Here is a 15055-nt window from a genome sequence, read left to right on the forward strand (position 1 = left end):
CCTGATCAAGCACCTCTTCCGGGCGGAAAAGCCGCGAAAGCGGGCTCATGGCCACCCATTGGGCGGTAGGACTGAGCGTCGATACGCGCGATCTCGTAGAGGAGTACCGGGTGAGCCAGCCGGAGATGCAGCCCGAGGGGGTGCCCCCCGAGGGGCAGGGTTCGGGGGCGGGTGCCGGTCCGGGTGCACGGCTCGGCGATCTGACCGGACGTGCCTTCCCCCTCGGCGACTGGGGCGAGCCCGCCGAGCGGCTCGACGAGCTGTACCGCTGGGTGGAGCGGGGCGCCCTGAACACCGCCGAGTGGTACCTCACCGACCGCGGCCGCAAGCGGCGCGCCGCGCGGCTGCTGCGGGCGGGCGCGGCACTGGGCGCCGTCGGCGGCGGCGTGCTGCCGCTGCTCGACCTTGCGGGGTCCGTGGGGTCCGTGGCCACCTGGGGTTTCGTGTCGCTGCTCGCCGGGGTGGCGTGCGTGGGGTGCGACCGGTACTTCGGGCTCACGTCCGGGTGGATGCGGGACGTGGCGACCGCGCAGGCCGTGCAGCGGCGGCTCCAGGTGCTGCAGTTCGACTGGGCGTCGGAGAGCGTGCGGGAGGTGCTCGGGCCCACCGAGGGGACCGCGGGCGAGGCGGCCGAGCGGTGTCTCGGGGTGCTGCGGAAGTTCTGCGAGGACGTGACCGAGCTGGTACGGGCGGAGACCTCGGACTGGATGGTGGAGTTCCGGGCGGGGCCGGTGCCGCTCGCCATGCAGGCGATGGTGCCCGGCGGCGCGCCCCGGGAGGCGCCCGCCGCCCCCGGGCGGTTTCCGCTGCCGCCCGGGGCACGGCCGAACATGCCCCGGCAGCGGCCGCCGGAGCCTCGCTGACCCGCTTCCGCCGGAACGGTCGGTGACCTGCGTCCGCCGGAGCCGGCCGGGGGCCCGCTTCCGCCGGGCCGTGCCGGGGACCTGCTTCCGCCGAGCCGGTTACGGGCCTACTTCCGCCAGAACAGGTGGTGCGTCACGCCGCTCGGGCTGGGCACCACGTCCAGGTGGTAGCGGTCGAGCAGCTCCTCGGGCGACTCCCACAGGCGGACGCCCGAGCCGAGCTTCACCTGCGAGACGGCCACGTGCAGGGTGTCGACGAGACCGGCCGCCAGGAACTCGCGGACGACGGTGGTGCCGCCGCCGAGCCGCACGTCCTGGCCGCGCGCCGCCTCCTTCGCCTGCGCCAGGACCTCGGCCGGGTCGCCGGACACGAAGTGGAACGTGGTGTCGGAGAGCGTGAACGAGGGGCGCGGGTGGTGCGTCAGCACGAAGACGGGGGTGTGGAAGGGCGGCTCGTCGCCCCACCAGCCGCGCCACTCCTCGTCCTGCCAGGGCCCGCGCTGGGGCCCGAACTTGTTGCGGCCCATGATCTCGGCGCCGATGCCGTGGGAGAAGTCCCGCGCGAAGTAGTCGTCCAGGCCGCGGCTGCCGCCCGGCTCGGTGCGGCCCGGCCAGCTCGCCGTCGCGCCGGCCCAGGAGAACAGGGCTCCCGGGTCGGCGTGACCGAACGGCCGCTCCAGGCTCTGGCCCTCGCCGGCGCCGAAGCCGTCCTGCGACACCGTGAAGTTCTGGACCCTCAGCAACTGGCTCATGTGGCTCCGCTCCTCTGTCGGCCGGTACGTGCGTGCGTCCGGGGCCCGCGGCCCCGGCCGTGGATGATCCGCCCTGCCTGTGGATCATCGGGATCATCGCCTCAGCTGTAGATGATCATCGAGCCCTGCGCCAGGCTCCGGGTCGCCGCCGCGTGCAGGCCCAGCCATACGTGCCGCTCCCGGGCGAAGGGGCTCTCGTCCGGCGGGGGCGGGGCCGCCGGTTCCTCCAGGGAGGTGGGGGCGGCCGGCGGGGCCGGGGCCAGCGGCGGGTTCGAGGGGTCTATGCCGATCGAGGGGGCGACGAACTCCAGCTCGCGCAGCAGCGCCTGCGAGGAGCCCAGCGGGCCGCCGCCGGCCAGCAGCTCGTCGTTGGAGAGCGGGGCCGGGAAGTCCACGGGGACGTACGCGCCCGCGTGGTCGTAGTGCCAGACCAGGTGCGACTGCTGGGCCGTGGCGTCGAACATCTCCAGGAGCTGTTCGTAGTCGCCGCCCAGCTCGTCGACCGGGGTGACCTCCAGGCCGCAGATCTGCAGGAGGTAGGCGCGGCGCAGGAAGTGCAGCGCGTCGTAGTCGAAGCCCGCGACCGGGGCGACGTCGCCGGACAGGCCCGGCATGTAGGCGAAGACCGGCACGGACGGCAGTCCGGCCTCGTGCAGCGCCTTGTCGTAGACGGCGAGCTCTTCCGCGAACGGGTTGTCGGCGCTGTGGCACAGCACGTCGACGAGCGGGACCAGCCACAGGTCGCAGGCCAAGAAGGTCTCCTCGGGTCGGTCGGACGATGCGTGGGACGGAGCGGGGTGCGGGTGGCGCCGGGCGGTGGTCGTAGCCGTGAGGTGCCCGGCGTGCAGGCAGCGTAGTCGGGCTCCGGCGCGCCGGAGGGTGTCTCGCCGGTCTTGGGGCCGGTCTTCGCTCGTGTCGTGCTGGCGGTCTCGGGTCCGGTCGTGCTGGCGGTCTCGGGTCCGGTCGTGCTCGCCGTCTCGGGTCCGGTCGTGCTCGCGGTCTCAGGTCCGGTCTTCGTGCAGGTCCCATACCCACACGCCGCCTACCCACTTTCCGGGACGCCCAAGGAGCGCGTCCACGGTCGCGCGCAGTTCTCCGTCGTGGCGCTGCGGTGCGAGCACCAGGACGCCCGCCTTCCAGAACGCGAGGTCCTGGCGGGCCGCCGCGCGCCAGGCGGGCGTGACCTCGGGGACGCGGCCCGAGGTGCGGACGTCGCGCAGCAGGTTGGAGGTGTTGCGCGGCGAGGGGCCGTAGATGCCGATGCGGTCCGGGCCCCAGGGCCCGTTGAAATAGCCGCCCGGAATGCGGAACTGCAGGTCGGCGACGGTCTGCCAGTGCAGGCCCTCCGCGTTCGCGGGGTCGGGGACCGGCACCGGGACGAGGGTCTCGCCCTCGCCGAGGTAGGCGCGCCAGGTGCCCTGCGCGATGAACGGCGGCACGTCCACCCGGTCCACCGCCTTCAGCGGCGCGGGCACGATCGGCAGCAGCGCGAGGACGACGGCCGCGAGGCCCGCGTACTGGTGCGCGCGGCGCGGGGCGGGCAGCAGGCGGGCGAGGGCCAGCGCGAGCAGCATGCCGAGCGCCGGGGCGCACACCATCGCCACCCGCGACTCGATGACGGACTCGAAGAGCGGACGGCCGGAAAGCGCCGCCCACGGCCCGGGCAGGACGATGTCCGTCAGCGGAATGCGGAACTTCGGTCCCAGCGAGAGCAGCGCGGCCCCGACCGCGGTGAACGCCAGCGCCTTGACCACGGCGCGGTCCCACAGGCGTACGACGACCGCGAAGGCGAGGGCGATCAGCGGCCAGCCGAAGAAGGCGTTCTGCTCGGTGGGGTTCAGGGAGAGCGGGCCCGCGCTCTCCTGGCTGCCCGCGAGGGAGCGCTCGGCGAAGGAGAGGAAGGCGAGCGGGCTGTTGCCCGCGTTGTCGCCGTGCAGCACGCTCTTGTAGCTCTGCGGGCCGAAGAACTGCCAGTACAGCGGGAAGGCGACCAGCGGCACGGTGACCGCGAGCGCGATGCCGAGGCCGCGGGCGAGCGGGCGCCAGGAGGCGCGGGCGACGTCCGGGCGTACCGCCGCGTAGGCGAGGGCGAAGAGCAGCATGCCGAGCGCGGCGAGCAGCAGCGGCTCCTCGCCCAGGAAGATCTGGTACGTCGTGAGGAGGCCGAGGACCACGCCGTCGCGGACGACCCGGGTGCCCTCGCAGAGCCGCAGCGCCCGGTCGATGATCAGCGGGATCATGAACAGGACGATGAAGTTCGGGTGCGCGTTCGCGTGGCTGACCATCGGGGGCGCGAAGGCGGCGAGGGCCGCGCCGAGGGCGGCGGCGCCCCGGTGCGGCACCAGGCGGCGCCGGATGAGCCGGTACCAGGTGGCGGCGGTGGCGGCGAGGCCGCCGGTCATCGCCACGTTCAGGGCGACCGCGGGGCCCAGCAGCCAGGTCACCGGGGCGAGCGGGACGGAGAGGCCGAGCATGACCGTGTTGGCCATGAGGTTCACGCCGTCGGGGACGTTCTGCAGGGTGGTGACCAGGGGGTTGTTCAGGTGGCGGACGTTGTCCGCGGTCACCGCGAAGAACCACTCCCACTGGTTCTGGTCCTGCATCGAATCCGGGAAGTAGCGGTGGGCGGGAGAGATCCAGCGCCCGGAGAAGAGGACGAGGGACAGCGCCAGGAACAGCAGCCCGACCAGCACGTCCGCCCGGTGGACCGCGCGGGCCTTCAGCGCGGTCAGCTCGGCGAGGACCCGGACGTAGTCCAGCGGCCTGACCTTGGACCCCTCCTGGTGGGACCAGCGCACCGGCACCTCGGCGACGGGCCAGCCCGAGCGCCGGAAGTACTGCAGTATCTCCACGTCGATGCCCCAGCCGTGCAGCCGGGACGCGGCGAAGGCCTCGCGGGCGCGGTCGCCGTCGAAGAGCTTGAACCCGCACTGGGTGTCGCGCACTCCGGGGACGGCGACCGTGCGTATCAGGAAGTTGCCGGTCCGCCCGAGGAGCTCGCGCAGCCGGTGCTGGTGGGCGCCGATGGTCGCGCCGGGCCGGGCGCGGGAGCCGATCGCCGCCGCGTGGCCGTCGGCGAGCGCCTTGTCGAGGTGGTCGATCTCCTCGATGGGCGCGGCGAGGTCGGCGTCGGTGACCAGGACGCGGCGGCCGTAGGAGGCGAGGACGCCCAGGCGCAGCGCGTGGCCCTTGCCGCGGTTGCGGCCGCCGCGCACGAGCTGGACGCGCGAGTCGGCGGCGGACGCCTCGGCGGCGATCTCGGCGGTGCGGTCGGTGGAGCCGTCGTCGACGACGATCAGCTCCCACGCGCCGCGCTGCGTCGACTCCAGGTGCTCCTGGATGGCGGCCAGCGTCGGGCCGAGGCGCCGTTCCTCGTTGTACGCGGGAACGACGACCGTCAGTTCCACGCTCATGCAGCGGCCAGCCGCTCGATCAGGGACAGGGAGTGCGCGTTGTACTCGACGACGATCGCGCGGGCGGCCGCCGGGTCGCGGCGCACCAGGGCGTCGACGAGCTCGGTGTGCCGGGACCAGAGCAGGCCGCGCAGGTCGCCGCCGTTGAGGTCGCTCCAGCGGCGCAGGTGGGTGACGGCGCAGACCCAGGACTTCACCCGCAGCCGGTGCAGGAAGTCGGAGAGGTAGGGGTTGCCGAACAGGGCGCTGAGCTCGCGCCAGAAGCGCAGGTCGTAGCCGATCAGGATGGTGAGGTCGCCGGCGCAGGCGGCGCGCGCGGCCTCCTCGCCCCGGCGGCGTACGGAGATCAGCGCGTCTGCGGTGTCCCGGCGGGCGCCGTGCGCGGCGAGGTCGCGGAAGATGCCGTCCGCGACGAGGGCGCGGGCCTCCAGCATGCCGCGGTAGTCCGCCAGCGTGTGTTCGTGGACGCGGAAGCCGCGGTGCTGGTCGGCGTCGAGCAGGCCCTGCGCGGTGAGGTTGACCAGGGCCTCGCGGACGGGGGTCGCGGAGACGCCGTACTGCTCGGCTATCTCCTTGACCGTGAACTCCTGCCCCGGTTCGAGCCGGCCCGCGAGCACCTCGTCGCGGAGCGCGTCGGCGATCTGCTGGCGCAGCGTGCTGCGGATGACGGCGGAGCCGTCGCTTCCGGGCATGGTGGTGGGCCTCCCCCGCGGAGTCTGACGCGGTCGCCGGTGTTCGTACTTGCTTACGAGCACGTCAGACTACGTGGTCCGGGTTCCCCGGAGCCGGGCCGACGTGATCACGTCGGTCGTCGGCCGGCTCCGGGGCCGGTGCGCCGTGCGGGGCGCGTGGGGCGGGAGGGCGCGGCCCGGTGGGCCGGTGGGGCGGGTGGGGCGGTTACGCCGTGTGCGCGTCGGCCGCCGTCAGGGCCTCGTCCAGGGCCGCGAGGCCCTCCTTCGCCTCCGCCTCGGTGATGTTGCACGGCGGGACGACGTGGGTGCGGTTCATGTTGATGAACGGCCACAGGCCGCGCTTCTTGGCGGCCGCGCCGAACGCCGCCATCGGCGCGTTCGCCTCGCCGGTGGCGTTGTAGGGGACCAGCGGCTCCCGGGTCTCCCGGTTCTTCACCAGGTCCAGGGCCCAGAACATGCCGACGCCGCGCACCTCGCCGACCGACGGGTGGCGCTCGGCGAGCTCGCGCAGGGCCGGCTCGATGACCCGGGCGCCGAGGTCCGCCGCGTGCTCGACGACGCCCTCCTCCGCCATGACGTTGATCGTGGCGACGGCGGCGGCGCAGGCCAGCGGGTGGCCGGAGTAGGTGAGGCCGCCCGGGTAGGGGCGCTCGGCGAAGGTCTGTGCGATCTTCCCGGAGATGGCGACGCCGCCCAGCGGCACGTAACCGGAGTTCACGCCCTTGGCGAAGGTCATCAGGTCCGGCGTCACGTCGAAGAGGTCCGCGGCGAACCACTCGCCGGTGCGGCCGAAACCGGCCATGACCTCGTCCAGGACGAAGACGATGCCGTACTTGTCGCACAGCGCGCGCACGCCCGCGAGGTAGCCGGGCGGCGGGATCATGATGCCCGCGGTGCCCGGCACGGTCTCCAGGATGATCGCGGCGACGGTCTGCGGGCCCTCGAAGACGAGGGTGTCCTCCAGGTGCTGGAGCGCGCGCTCGCACTCCTGCGCCTCCGTCTCCGCGTAGAAACGGGAGCGGTAGAGGTACGGCGCCCAGAAGCGGACGACGCCCGCCGAGCCCGTGTCGGAGGCCCAGCGGCGCGGGTCGCCGGTCAGGTTGATGGCCTGGTGGGTGCCGCCGTGGTACGAGCGGTAGGCGGAGAGGACCTTGGGGCGGCCCGTGTGCAGGCGGGCCATGCGGGTGGCGTGCTCGACGGCGTCGGCGCCGCCGTTGGTGAAGAAGATCTTGTCCAGGTCGCCGGGGGTCCGCTCGGCGATGAGGCGTGCGGCCTCGGAGCGGGCCTCCACGGCGAAGGCGGGGGCGAAGGTCGTCATCGTCGCCGCCTGCTCCTGGATCGCGGCGACGACCTTCGGGTGCTGGTACCCGATGTTGGTGTAGACGAGGCCGCTGGTGAAGTCGAGGTAGCGGTTTCCGTCGTAGTCCCAGAAGTACGAGCCCTCGGCGCCGGCGACGGCCAGCGGATCGATGAGCTCCTGTGCGGACCAGGAATGGAAGACATGTGCGCGGTCCGCGGCCTTCACGGCTGCGCCGACCTGGGGATTCGGCTGAGGGGTCATGGGCCCGAGGGTAAATGTCCACGGAGTGGACGGGACATGGGCGTCCTGTCGGGCGCGGGGCCCGGGGCTCGACACACTGTCGCGTGCGCTGGCTTGGCGGGTGGGGGTCGTCTCTTGGCCGCGGGTGTGTGGGGGCCGGGTGCGCAGTTCCCCGCGCCCCTGGGGAGGCGGGCCGCTGCCCCCGGGCGGGCTCGGGCAGCGTGGGTGGGGGACTGCTTCTTTGGGTGCGGGTGTGTGGGGGCCGGGCGCGCAGTTCCTCGCGCCCCTGGGGAAGCGGGCCGCTGCCCCCGGGCGGGCTCGGGCAGCGTGGGCTAGGCCCAGGGGCCAGGTCAGTCGTCCTTGTCCGGGGTCACCCTCGCCCGGGGGCCGTCGCCCGTGCAGCGGATCTCGTACGGGAGGTCGTCCTGCTCGTCGTCGTCGCCCGGTTCCGCCTCCAGGCGGACCACCGCCGCCGGGCCCCGCTCCACGTCGTCGTCGATGTGGAAGCCGTCCGCGGGGCTCCAGGAGACGAGGTAGACCGTCCCGTCCGCCCGGCACTCCACGGTCGCGGAGCCTCCCGTGAAACGGACCGTCGACCGCTCGGCGGTGGGCGAGGCCGGCGCGGACGACGGGGGAGAGGAAGGGCGTGCGGGTGAGGGGGTGGGGGTGGGCGTGGGGGGTTCGGAGGGGCCCGCCGTGGGGGACGCCGCCAGGGCCCTGCGTACCGCCGCCTCGTCCAGCGGACGGCTGTGCGCCGCCCCGTCCCCGCCGTCCGCGCTCGCCAACTGCCAGGCGCCCAGCGCCCCCGCCGCCGTCCCCACGGCCACCCACGCCGCCGTCACGACGGCGTTCCGCCACTTCCTCATGCCGCCACTGTGCCGCATCGTTTCCTAACGCCCGGTTAAGACCCCGCCAACGCCCGCGCCCCGCCCCTGACTACGGTGGTTGTATGGCCCATCTTCTTGTCGTCGAGGACGACCCCCAGCTCCGCGGCGCGCTCGTGCGTGCCCTGCGCGACAAGGGGCACGCGGTGGCGACCGCGCCGAGCGGCATGGCGGGCCTGGACGCGGCGGTGACCGACGGGCCCGACCTGGTCGTCCTCGACCTCGGCCTGCCGGACGTCGACGGCGCCCAGATCCTGCGCATGCTGCGCGCGGTGAGCGACGTCCCCGTCATCGTCGCCACCGCCCGCGACGACGAGCCCGGCATGGTCACCGTGCTCGAGGCGGGCGCCGACGACTACATCGTCAAGCCGTTCGGCGCCGCCCAACTGGACGCCAGGATCAAGGCGGTGCTGCGCCGCCTCGGCGTCACGGAGACCGAGGAGCCGCTGCGGGTGGGCGCCCTCTGCGTCGACCCGGCCGCGCGCGAGGTCACCCTCGACCGCGCGCCCATCGACCTCACGCCCCGCGAGTTCGACCTGCTCGCCTATCTGGCCCGCCGCCCCGGCCAGGTCGTCTCGCGCCGCGAACTGCTCGCCGAGGTCTGGCAACAGCCCCTGGGCGGCGCCGACAAGACGGTCGACGTGCACCTGTCCTGGCTCCGCCGCAAGCTGGGCGAGACCGCGCAGCAGCCCCGCTACCTGCACACCGTCCGCACGGTCGGCGTCAAACTGGCCGCGCCCGGCGCGGCGGACACCGCGACCGCCCGAAGCGCCGACTGATGCGCCGCAGCCTGCTGATCCTGACCGCCGCGACCACCGCCCTGGTCCTCACCGCCCTCCTCGTCCCCCTCACCCTCCTGACCCGCTCGCACGCCGCCGACCGGGCCACCGCCGAGGCCACCGCCCGCGCGCAGTGGGTCGCCCACGCCCTGGGCCCCGCCCTGGCCACCGCCGACGAGCGGGAGACGGCGGAGCAGACCGTGGAGAGCGTCAACGGCCGAAATCTGCCCAGCACTTCGCTGATCCTCGCCGACGACCGGGTCATCGGCCCGCGGCCGCCCGGCGTCCCCGCCGCCACCGCTCCCGTCCGCCTCGCCCGCACCGGCCGCGCCTTCACGTACGAGAAGGGCTCCGGCGACCGTCTGGTGCTCGTCCCCGTGCAGGGCGCCGAGGACGGCACCGCGGTGGTCCAGGTCACGCTGACGAAGCGGCAGTTGTACGCGGGCACGCTGACGTCCTGGCTGGTCCTGGCCGGCATCGGCGTCGGCCTCGTCCTCATCGGGCTGCTCCTCGCCGACCGCCTGGGCGCCCGCCTCGTCGGCGCCACCCGCCGCCTCGCCCGCACCGCGGACCGGCTCGCCGCGGGCGACCTGACGGCACGGGCCACCCCGGAGGGCCCGCCCGAACTCCGCCTGGTCGCGGGCGAGCTGAACCGGCTCGCGGCCCGCATCGACGAACTGCTCGCCGCCGAGCGGGAGAACGCCGCCGACCTGGCCCACCGGCTGCGCACCCCGGTGGCCGCCCTGCGCCTGGACGCGGAGACCCTGCGCGACCCGGACGAGGCGGACCGCATCGCCGCGGACGTCGCCGCCCTGGAGCACAGCGTCGACGAGGTGATCCGCAAGGCGCGGCGGCCCCTGCGCGCGGCGCCGCGCGCGGACCTGGCGGCGGTGGCGGGCGAACGGGCCGCGTTCTGGCAGCCGTTGGCCGAGGACCAGGGCCGCGCGGCCTCCGTCGCGGCCCCGCCGGACGAGGTCCTCGTGCCCGTCCCCGCGGACGAGCTCGCCGCGGCCCTCGACGCGCTGATCGGCAACGTCCTCGACCACACCCCGCAGGGCACGGCCTACTCCGTGACGGTCCGCGCGGGCGCCGGCGGCGAGGCGGAGCTGACCGTCGCCGACGAGGGCCCCGGCTTCCCGGACACCACGGCCCCCGACCGCGGCACGAGCGGCGCGGGCTCCACCGGGCTCGGCCTGGACATCGCCCGCCGCACCGCCGAGGAGGCCGGCGGCCGCTTCGCCGCGGCGAGCACCGCCGACGGCGCCCGGGTCACGCTCACCTTCCCGCGCGCACGCCCCCGGGGAACGCCGTCCGCACGGCCCGCGCCCACTTGTTGATGCCGAGCTCGGGGCGCACCGCCGCGTACCCGCCGCAGTACTTGGTGAAGTCGGCGGCGCGCACCCCGAACCGGTGCAGCACCCGGTCGGCCTCGGTGAGGTGGCCCCTGGTCTTGGTCTCCACCAGGACGAGTCCGCTGTCGGCGGCGGCGCTGCGGCCCGTCGCCGTGTCACGCACGACGAGCCCGGCGTCGCAGGTGACGCGCTGCCCGTCGGCGACGAAGGTGGCCCGCTGGTACTCGGTGACGAGCGAGGTGGTGAGCCCGCCGGGCGCCTCGACGCCGTACGACCCGCGCAGCACGCCGTCGAGGAAGCCGCGCCGGTCCGCGTCCAGGACGTGGTCGTCGCCCTCGAGCCGCTGGCGGTGCTTGACGGTCTCGCCGCGCCCGCTCTTCAGCTTGATCTCGAACTGCCGCTCGCCGCTGTCCTGGTAGACGCGCTCCCGGATGCGGTAGCGCAGCCGCCGGCCCTGCCGGTGGTCGTGGAAGGTGACCAGTTCGGGGGTGTCGTAGTACGTCGAGTGGTACCGGAACCAGCGCTTTCCGCCGATGCTGAGGGCCCGGAAGGGGCCCCCGGCGCGGCGCGGGTCGGTGAGCAGCGCGGCGAGATCCTCGAAGATCTCCACGGGTACGAGGTAGCTGTTGTCGTAGCGGGCGAGGAGCTCCGCCTTGGCGTTGACCTCGTCAAGCGCGATGGGGTGCGCGGCGAGTGCGGCGCGGCCGATGGCGCGTACGGCGGGGTTCACACGGTCTCCTTCGGGTGGCTGGGGGCGATCGTGCGGGACCGGGTCGTGCGTCGTCGTACCGTCAACTCCCGGGGCGGCACGGAAGGTTCCGGCTGGCGGAAGCGGACTTCCAGCACCATGAGGTCGCGTACGTAGTCCACTTCCTGGACCGTCCAGCCCAGCGGCTGCCCGAGGCGCCGCTCCAGCTCCTCCCTGAGCGGCCCCTCCTCGCGGTGGACGGCGTCCAGCGTGACGATGGCGCGGCGGTCGCGGGCGAACAGCCGGGGGTGGTCGGCGCCGTACATGACGGCGAGCAGCACCCCGGCGAGCAGGGCCGCCACGGGCAGGCCGAGCGCCGGGAGGCCGCAGAGCAGGCCGAGCACCAGGGTGATGAAGTAGTACGCGACCTCCTGGTGCTGCAGCGCGTCCGAGCGCAGGCGGACGATCGACAGCACCCCGAAGAGGCCGAAGCCCAGGGCGAGCCCGCCGTCGCCGCCCACCGTCCCGAGCCCGGCGACGATCGCGAACAGCGCGACGTTCAGGGCGAGGTAGGCGGGCACGAGCTCGCGCCGGTGGTGGCGCGGATAGAAGACGCCGAAGGTCAGCAGGGCGACGGCGGCCAGGTCGAGGCCCAGGTGGGCGCTGAGGGTCAGGGTGCTGTCCATGCCGAGGACGCTAGGGACCGCCGGGTTAAGGCCGCCCCTCGTGGGCGTTAACGAACCCGGCCGCCGGGGGCCGTCCGCCCGGCTTCCCGCGACCGACACCATTGACAGCATGCTGTCTATTTGACAGCATGCTTACAGACGCCGCACGCGAAAGGCACGCAGCACCGCACGGGAAAGCACCGCACGGCACCACGAGCCCCGGAGGCCCTCATGTCCCGCAAGCCCGTACACCTCGCCGTCTACGACGCGTTCGCCGACTGGGAGACCGGCCACACCACGGCCTGGCTGGCCCGCGTCGGATACGAGATCCGCACGGTGGGCCCCTCGGCCGCCCCGGTCGCCTCCATCGGCGGGCTGCGCGTCCAGCCCGACCTCTCGCTCGCCGAGCTGCGCCCCGAGGACAGCTCGCTGCTGATCCTGCCGGGCGGCGACCTGTGGGACACCGGCGACGACCTCGCCCCCTTCGCCGCCGCGGCCCGCGCCTTCCTGGCCGCCGGGGTGCCCGTCGGCGCCATCTGCGGGGCCACGGCCGGGCTCGCCCGCGAGGGGCTCCTGGACGACCGCGCGCACACCAGCGCGGTGTCGTACTACCTGGCGGCCACCGGCTACCAGGGCGGCGAGCGGTACGAGGAGCGGGACGCGGTCACCGACGGCGACCTCGTCACGGCGGGCCCGACCGAGCCCGTCGCCTTCGCCCGGGAGATCTTCGGCCGGCTCGGCGACGTGTTCCCCGGCGAGAAGCTCGACGCCTGGTACCGGCTCTTCCACGACTCGGACCCGGCGGCGTACGAGACCCTCAACTCCTGAGCGGGGAGCGCACGATGACCGACGCAGCACGGCGCGAGCGGCAGGACCTGCTCAGCCGCACCGCCCTGACCGTCTTCCGGCTGAACGGCCAGTTCCTCGCGGTCTCCGAGGAACTGGCCGGGCCCGCCGGACTGACCGCGGCCCGCTGGCAGGTCCTGGGCGCCGTCCTGCGCGAGCCGCTGCCGGTGTCCGGGATCGCCCGCGCGATGGGCATCACCCGGCAGAGCGTGCAGCGCGTCGCCGACCTCCTGGTCCGCCAGGGCCTCGCCGCCTACGCGCCGAACCCCGCCCACCGCCGCGCCAAACTGCTCCGTCCCACGGACGCGGGACGGGCCGCCGTCGCCGGGATCGACCCCGGCCACGCGGCCCTCGCGGACCGGCTCGCGACGGCGCTGGGCACCGATGGATTCGCGGAGACCGCACAGGTGTTGGAACGCCTGGCCGCCGCGCTCGACACGGTCACCGGGGACGGCCGGGAACCCGTTATGGAACCGTAGAGCGAAGGCCGCCCCGCCCCGTCCCGCGCCCGCACTATCCTCACTCTGTTGCACACCAATGGGGGAGGTCGGTGCGGCGATGGAAAAGCTCGTGCCTGGAGATCCGCAACGGATCGGCGCATACCGACTGCTGGCCCGGCTCGGCGCCGGCGGCATGGGACAGGTCTACCTCGCGCGCTCCGGCCGGGGACGCACGGTCGCGGTCAAGCTCGTCCGCCAGGAGCTCGCCGAGCAGGACGAGTTCAGGAACCGCTTCCGGCAGGAGGTGCGGGCCGCCCGGCAGGTCGGCGGGGCCTGGACGGCGCCGGTCCTGGACGCGGACACCGAGGCGACGATCCCGTGGGTCGCCACCGGTTACGTGGCCGGGCCCTCGCTGCAGACCGTCGTCTCGCACGACCACGGGCCGCTGCCCGAGCGCTCGGTGAACATCCTCGGGGCCGGACTCGCGGGCGCGCTCAAGGACATCCACGCGGCGGGCATCGTGCACCGCGACCTCAAGCCGTCGAACGTCCTGGTCACCATCGACGGCCCGCGCGTCATCGACTTCGGCATCGCCCGCGCCCTGGAGACGGTCACCGACGGCGGCCTGACCCGCACCGGCGCGCTGGTCGGCTCGCCCGGCTTCATGGCGCCCGAGCAGGTGCGCGGCGACCGCATCACGCCGGCCTGCGACGTGTTCTGCCTCGGCTCCGTCCTCGCGTACGCGGCCTCGGGCGCCCTGCCCTTCGGCACGGCCAACAGCGGGGTGCACGCCCTGATGTTCCGCATCGCGCAGGAGGAACCGGACCTCACGGGGCTCCCCGAGAGCCTCGTCGAGCTGATCGGCGCGTGCCTGCGCAAGGACCCGGCGGCCCGGCCCTCCCTCGACGAGCTGCTCGCCCGCACCGGCGCGGCCGACGCCCTCGGCGACGGCCGCACGGTCGACCCCTGGTTGCCCGGCGCCCTCGTCGCCCAACTCGGGCGGCACGCGGTGCAGTTGCTCGACTCGGAGGACCCGGAGGAGACACCGTCCGGGGCCACCGGTGCGGTGGCCGCCGCCGCGGCCGGTTCCGGGCCCGGGACCGACGGGCCGCCCTCCCCGGACCCCGCGGATCACGGCGGCGCGGGCCCCGACGGCTCCGTCAACGGCCGCGCACCCGGGGCCCCGACTCCCGCGGGCGACACCCGGGACGGCGAGGCCACTCCCCCGCCCCCGGGACCGCCCGGCTCCGCGCCCCTCAACCACCTGCCGACCATGGTGTCCGGCCAGGCCCCGCCCCCCGCCTCCCCGCCCGGCGCCCCGGGCTACGGCTACCCCCAGCAGCACCAGCAGCCCGCCGCGTACGGCTACCCGCAGTACGCCCCGCACCCCCAGCAGCTCCCGCCCGGCTACGGCCCCACACCCCCCTACGGCCCCGGGTCCACGCCTCCCTACGGCCCCGGCGCCACCCCGCCGTACGGTCCCGTCCCGCCGCCCGAACCCCCGCGCCGCAGCAGCCGTTCGACCGCCGCGCTGATCGTCGTCGCGCTGATAGTGGCCATCGGGGCGGGCGGCGCCGTCTACGCCGTCATGAACGAGGACGGCACCGACGGCAAGGGCGACGACGCCAGGAACAGCGCCGGCAGCGGGCCGCGCACCCCGGACGGCGGCTCCTCCTCGCCCTCGACCGAGCCGACCGGCCCGGACCCGACGACGCCGAGCGCGACCGGGGGCACCGTCCCGGACAAGTACCTGGGCACCTGGTCCGGCGGCCTGACCACGGACAGCGGCCGCAGCACCCGCGAACTCACCCTCCAGCAGGGCAAGGTGGGCGAGACGGTCCTCTCCGTGACGGCGGACGGCCCGACCAAGGACGGCGGCACCTACCACTGCGTCTTCCAGGGCAAGCTGCAGTCCGCGTCCGGCGACCGGCTGCACATCGGCCCGACCGACGTCACCGTCGGCGAGCCCATGGCGTCCTGCACACCGGGCGAGCCGAGCGTCATCACCATCCTCGGCAACGGCAAGCTGCGGCGCGCCAACACCGACGGCAGCGGCGAGCTGACGTACGACAAGGGCTGACGGGCCTGCGCCACCGGCCGCGGGGCGCGCACGCCGGGCGAGGCGCGCACGCCGGGCGAGG

Annotated in this window: 14 protein-coding genes; 6 read left to right on the forward strand and 8 right to left on the reverse strand. The window is 74.6% G+C overall.

Annotated features, from left to right (window positions below; translation table 11 throughout):
- Window positions 1-110 precede the first annotated feature (110 nt).
- A complete protein-coding gene (locus ACFYXE_RS16540) occupies window positions 111-863 on the forward strand; it encodes an SLATT domain-containing protein (RefSeq protein WP_361169605.1) in 753 nt (250 codons plus the stop codon).
- A gap of 107 nt (window positions 864-970) precedes the next feature.
- Here ACFYXE_RS16540 and ACFYXE_RS16545 read toward each other — a convergent pair whose 3' ends face one another.
- The 6 genes from ACFYXE_RS16545 to ACFYXE_RS16570 all read right to left on the reverse strand — a co-directional run bounded on the left by ACFYXE_RS16545 (window position 971) and on the right by ACFYXE_RS16570 (window position 8126).
- A complete protein-coding gene (locus tag ACFYXE_RS16545) occupies window positions 971-1615 on the reverse strand; it encodes a dihydrofolate reductase family protein (RefSeq protein ID WP_389312977.1) in 645 nt (214 codons plus the stop codon).
- 101 nt (window positions 1616-1716) lie between these two features.
- Window positions 1717-2367 (reverse strand): hypothetical protein, encoded by a 651-nt coding sequence (locus tag ACFYXE_RS16550; RefSeq protein ID WP_361169599.1) that lies wholly within the window; start codon window positions 2365-2367, stop codon window positions 1717-1719.
- Window positions 2368-2616: 249 nt separating this feature from the next.
- Window positions 2617-5028, reverse strand: a complete 2412-nt coding sequence (locus ACFYXE_RS16555) for a dolichyl-phosphate beta-glucosyltransferase (RefSeq protein ID WP_389312980.1) — start codon at window positions 5026-5028, stop codon at window positions 2617-2619.
- Window positions 5025-5720, reverse strand: a complete 696-nt coding sequence (locus tag ACFYXE_RS16560) for a GntR family transcriptional regulator (protein ID WP_389312982.1) — start codon at window positions 5718-5720, stop codon at window positions 5025-5027. Before ACFYXE_RS16560 ends, ACFYXE_RS16555 begins: the two co-directional genes overlap by 4 nt.
- A gap of 205 nt (window positions 5721-5925) precedes the next feature.
- Window positions 5926-7281, reverse strand: coding sequence for an aspartate aminotransferase family protein (locus tag ACFYXE_RS16565; RefSeq protein ID WP_389312984.1), 1356 nt, complete (start codon window positions 7279-7281; stop codon window positions 5926-5928).
- 329 nt (window positions 7282-7610) lie between these two features.
- The gene (locus ACFYXE_RS16570) at window positions 7611-8126 is read right to left on the reverse strand and encodes a hypothetical protein (protein ID WP_389312986.1); all 516 of its coding nucleotides are present in this window, start codon (window positions 8124-8126) and stop codon (window positions 7611-7613) included.
- An 83-nt stretch (window positions 8127-8209) separates the two neighbouring features.
- Here ACFYXE_RS16570 and ACFYXE_RS16575 point away from each other — a divergent pair, with 83 nt between their 5' ends.
- Both ACFYXE_RS16575 and ACFYXE_RS16580 read left to right on the forward strand, forming a co-directional pair.
- Entirely contained in the window at window positions 8210-8923 is a 714-nt protein-coding gene (locus ACFYXE_RS16575; RefSeq protein ID WP_389312988.1) for a response regulator transcription factor, read from the forward strand.
- Window positions 8923-10260, forward strand: a complete 1338-nt coding sequence (locus tag ACFYXE_RS16580) for a sensor histidine kinase (RefSeq protein WP_389312990.1) — start codon at window positions 8923-8925, stop codon at window positions 10258-10260. Before ACFYXE_RS16575 ends, ACFYXE_RS16580 begins: the two co-directional genes overlap by 1 nt.
- Here ACFYXE_RS16580 and ACFYXE_RS16585 read toward each other — a convergent pair.
- Window positions 10199-11005 carry a VTC domain-containing protein gene (locus ACFYXE_RS16585; RefSeq protein WP_389312993.1) on the reverse strand — a complete coding sequence of 269 codons (807 nt, stop codon included), beginning with the start codon at window positions 11003-11005 and terminating at the stop codon, window positions 10199-10201. The genes ACFYXE_RS16580 and ACFYXE_RS16585 overlap by 62 nt on opposite strands.
- Window positions 11002-11649: a DUF4956 domain-containing protein gene (locus ACFYXE_RS16590; protein WP_389312995.1), complete on the reverse strand. Its 648-nt coding sequence runs from the start codon at window positions 11647-11649 to the stop codon at window positions 11002-11004. The genes ACFYXE_RS16585 and ACFYXE_RS16590 overlap by 4 nt, the downstream gene beginning before the upstream one ends.
- A 210-nt stretch (window positions 11650-11859) precedes the next feature.
- Between ACFYXE_RS16590 and ACFYXE_RS16595 the strand changes: the two genes are divergently transcribed.
- From ACFYXE_RS16595 to ACFYXE_RS16605, 3 genes are all read left to right on the forward strand, one after another.
- Window positions 11860-12456, forward strand: a complete 597-nt coding sequence (locus ACFYXE_RS16595) for a DJ-1/PfpI family protein (protein ID WP_389312997.1) — start codon at window positions 11860-11862, stop codon at window positions 12454-12456.
- A 14-nt stretch (window positions 12457-12470) separates the two neighbouring features.
- Window positions 12471-12953, forward strand: a complete 483-nt coding sequence (locus ACFYXE_RS16600) for a MarR family winged helix-turn-helix transcriptional regulator (protein ID WP_389312999.1) — start codon at window positions 12471-12473, stop codon at window positions 12951-12953.
- A 79-nt stretch (window positions 12954-13032) separates the two neighbouring features.
- On the forward strand, window positions 13033-14994 hold the full coding sequence (locus ACFYXE_RS16605; protein ID WP_389313001.1) for a serine/threonine-protein kinase: 1962 nt from the start codon (window positions 13033-13035) through the stop codon (window positions 14992-14994).
- Window positions 14995-15055 lie beyond the last annotated feature (61 nt).

Origin of the sequence: Streptomyces sp. NPDC002564 (genome assembly GCF_042889645.1) — a bacterium.
In the GTDB taxonomy this organism is placed as follows: Bacteria; Actinomycetota; Actinomycetes; order Streptomycetales; family Streptomycetaceae; genus Streptomyces.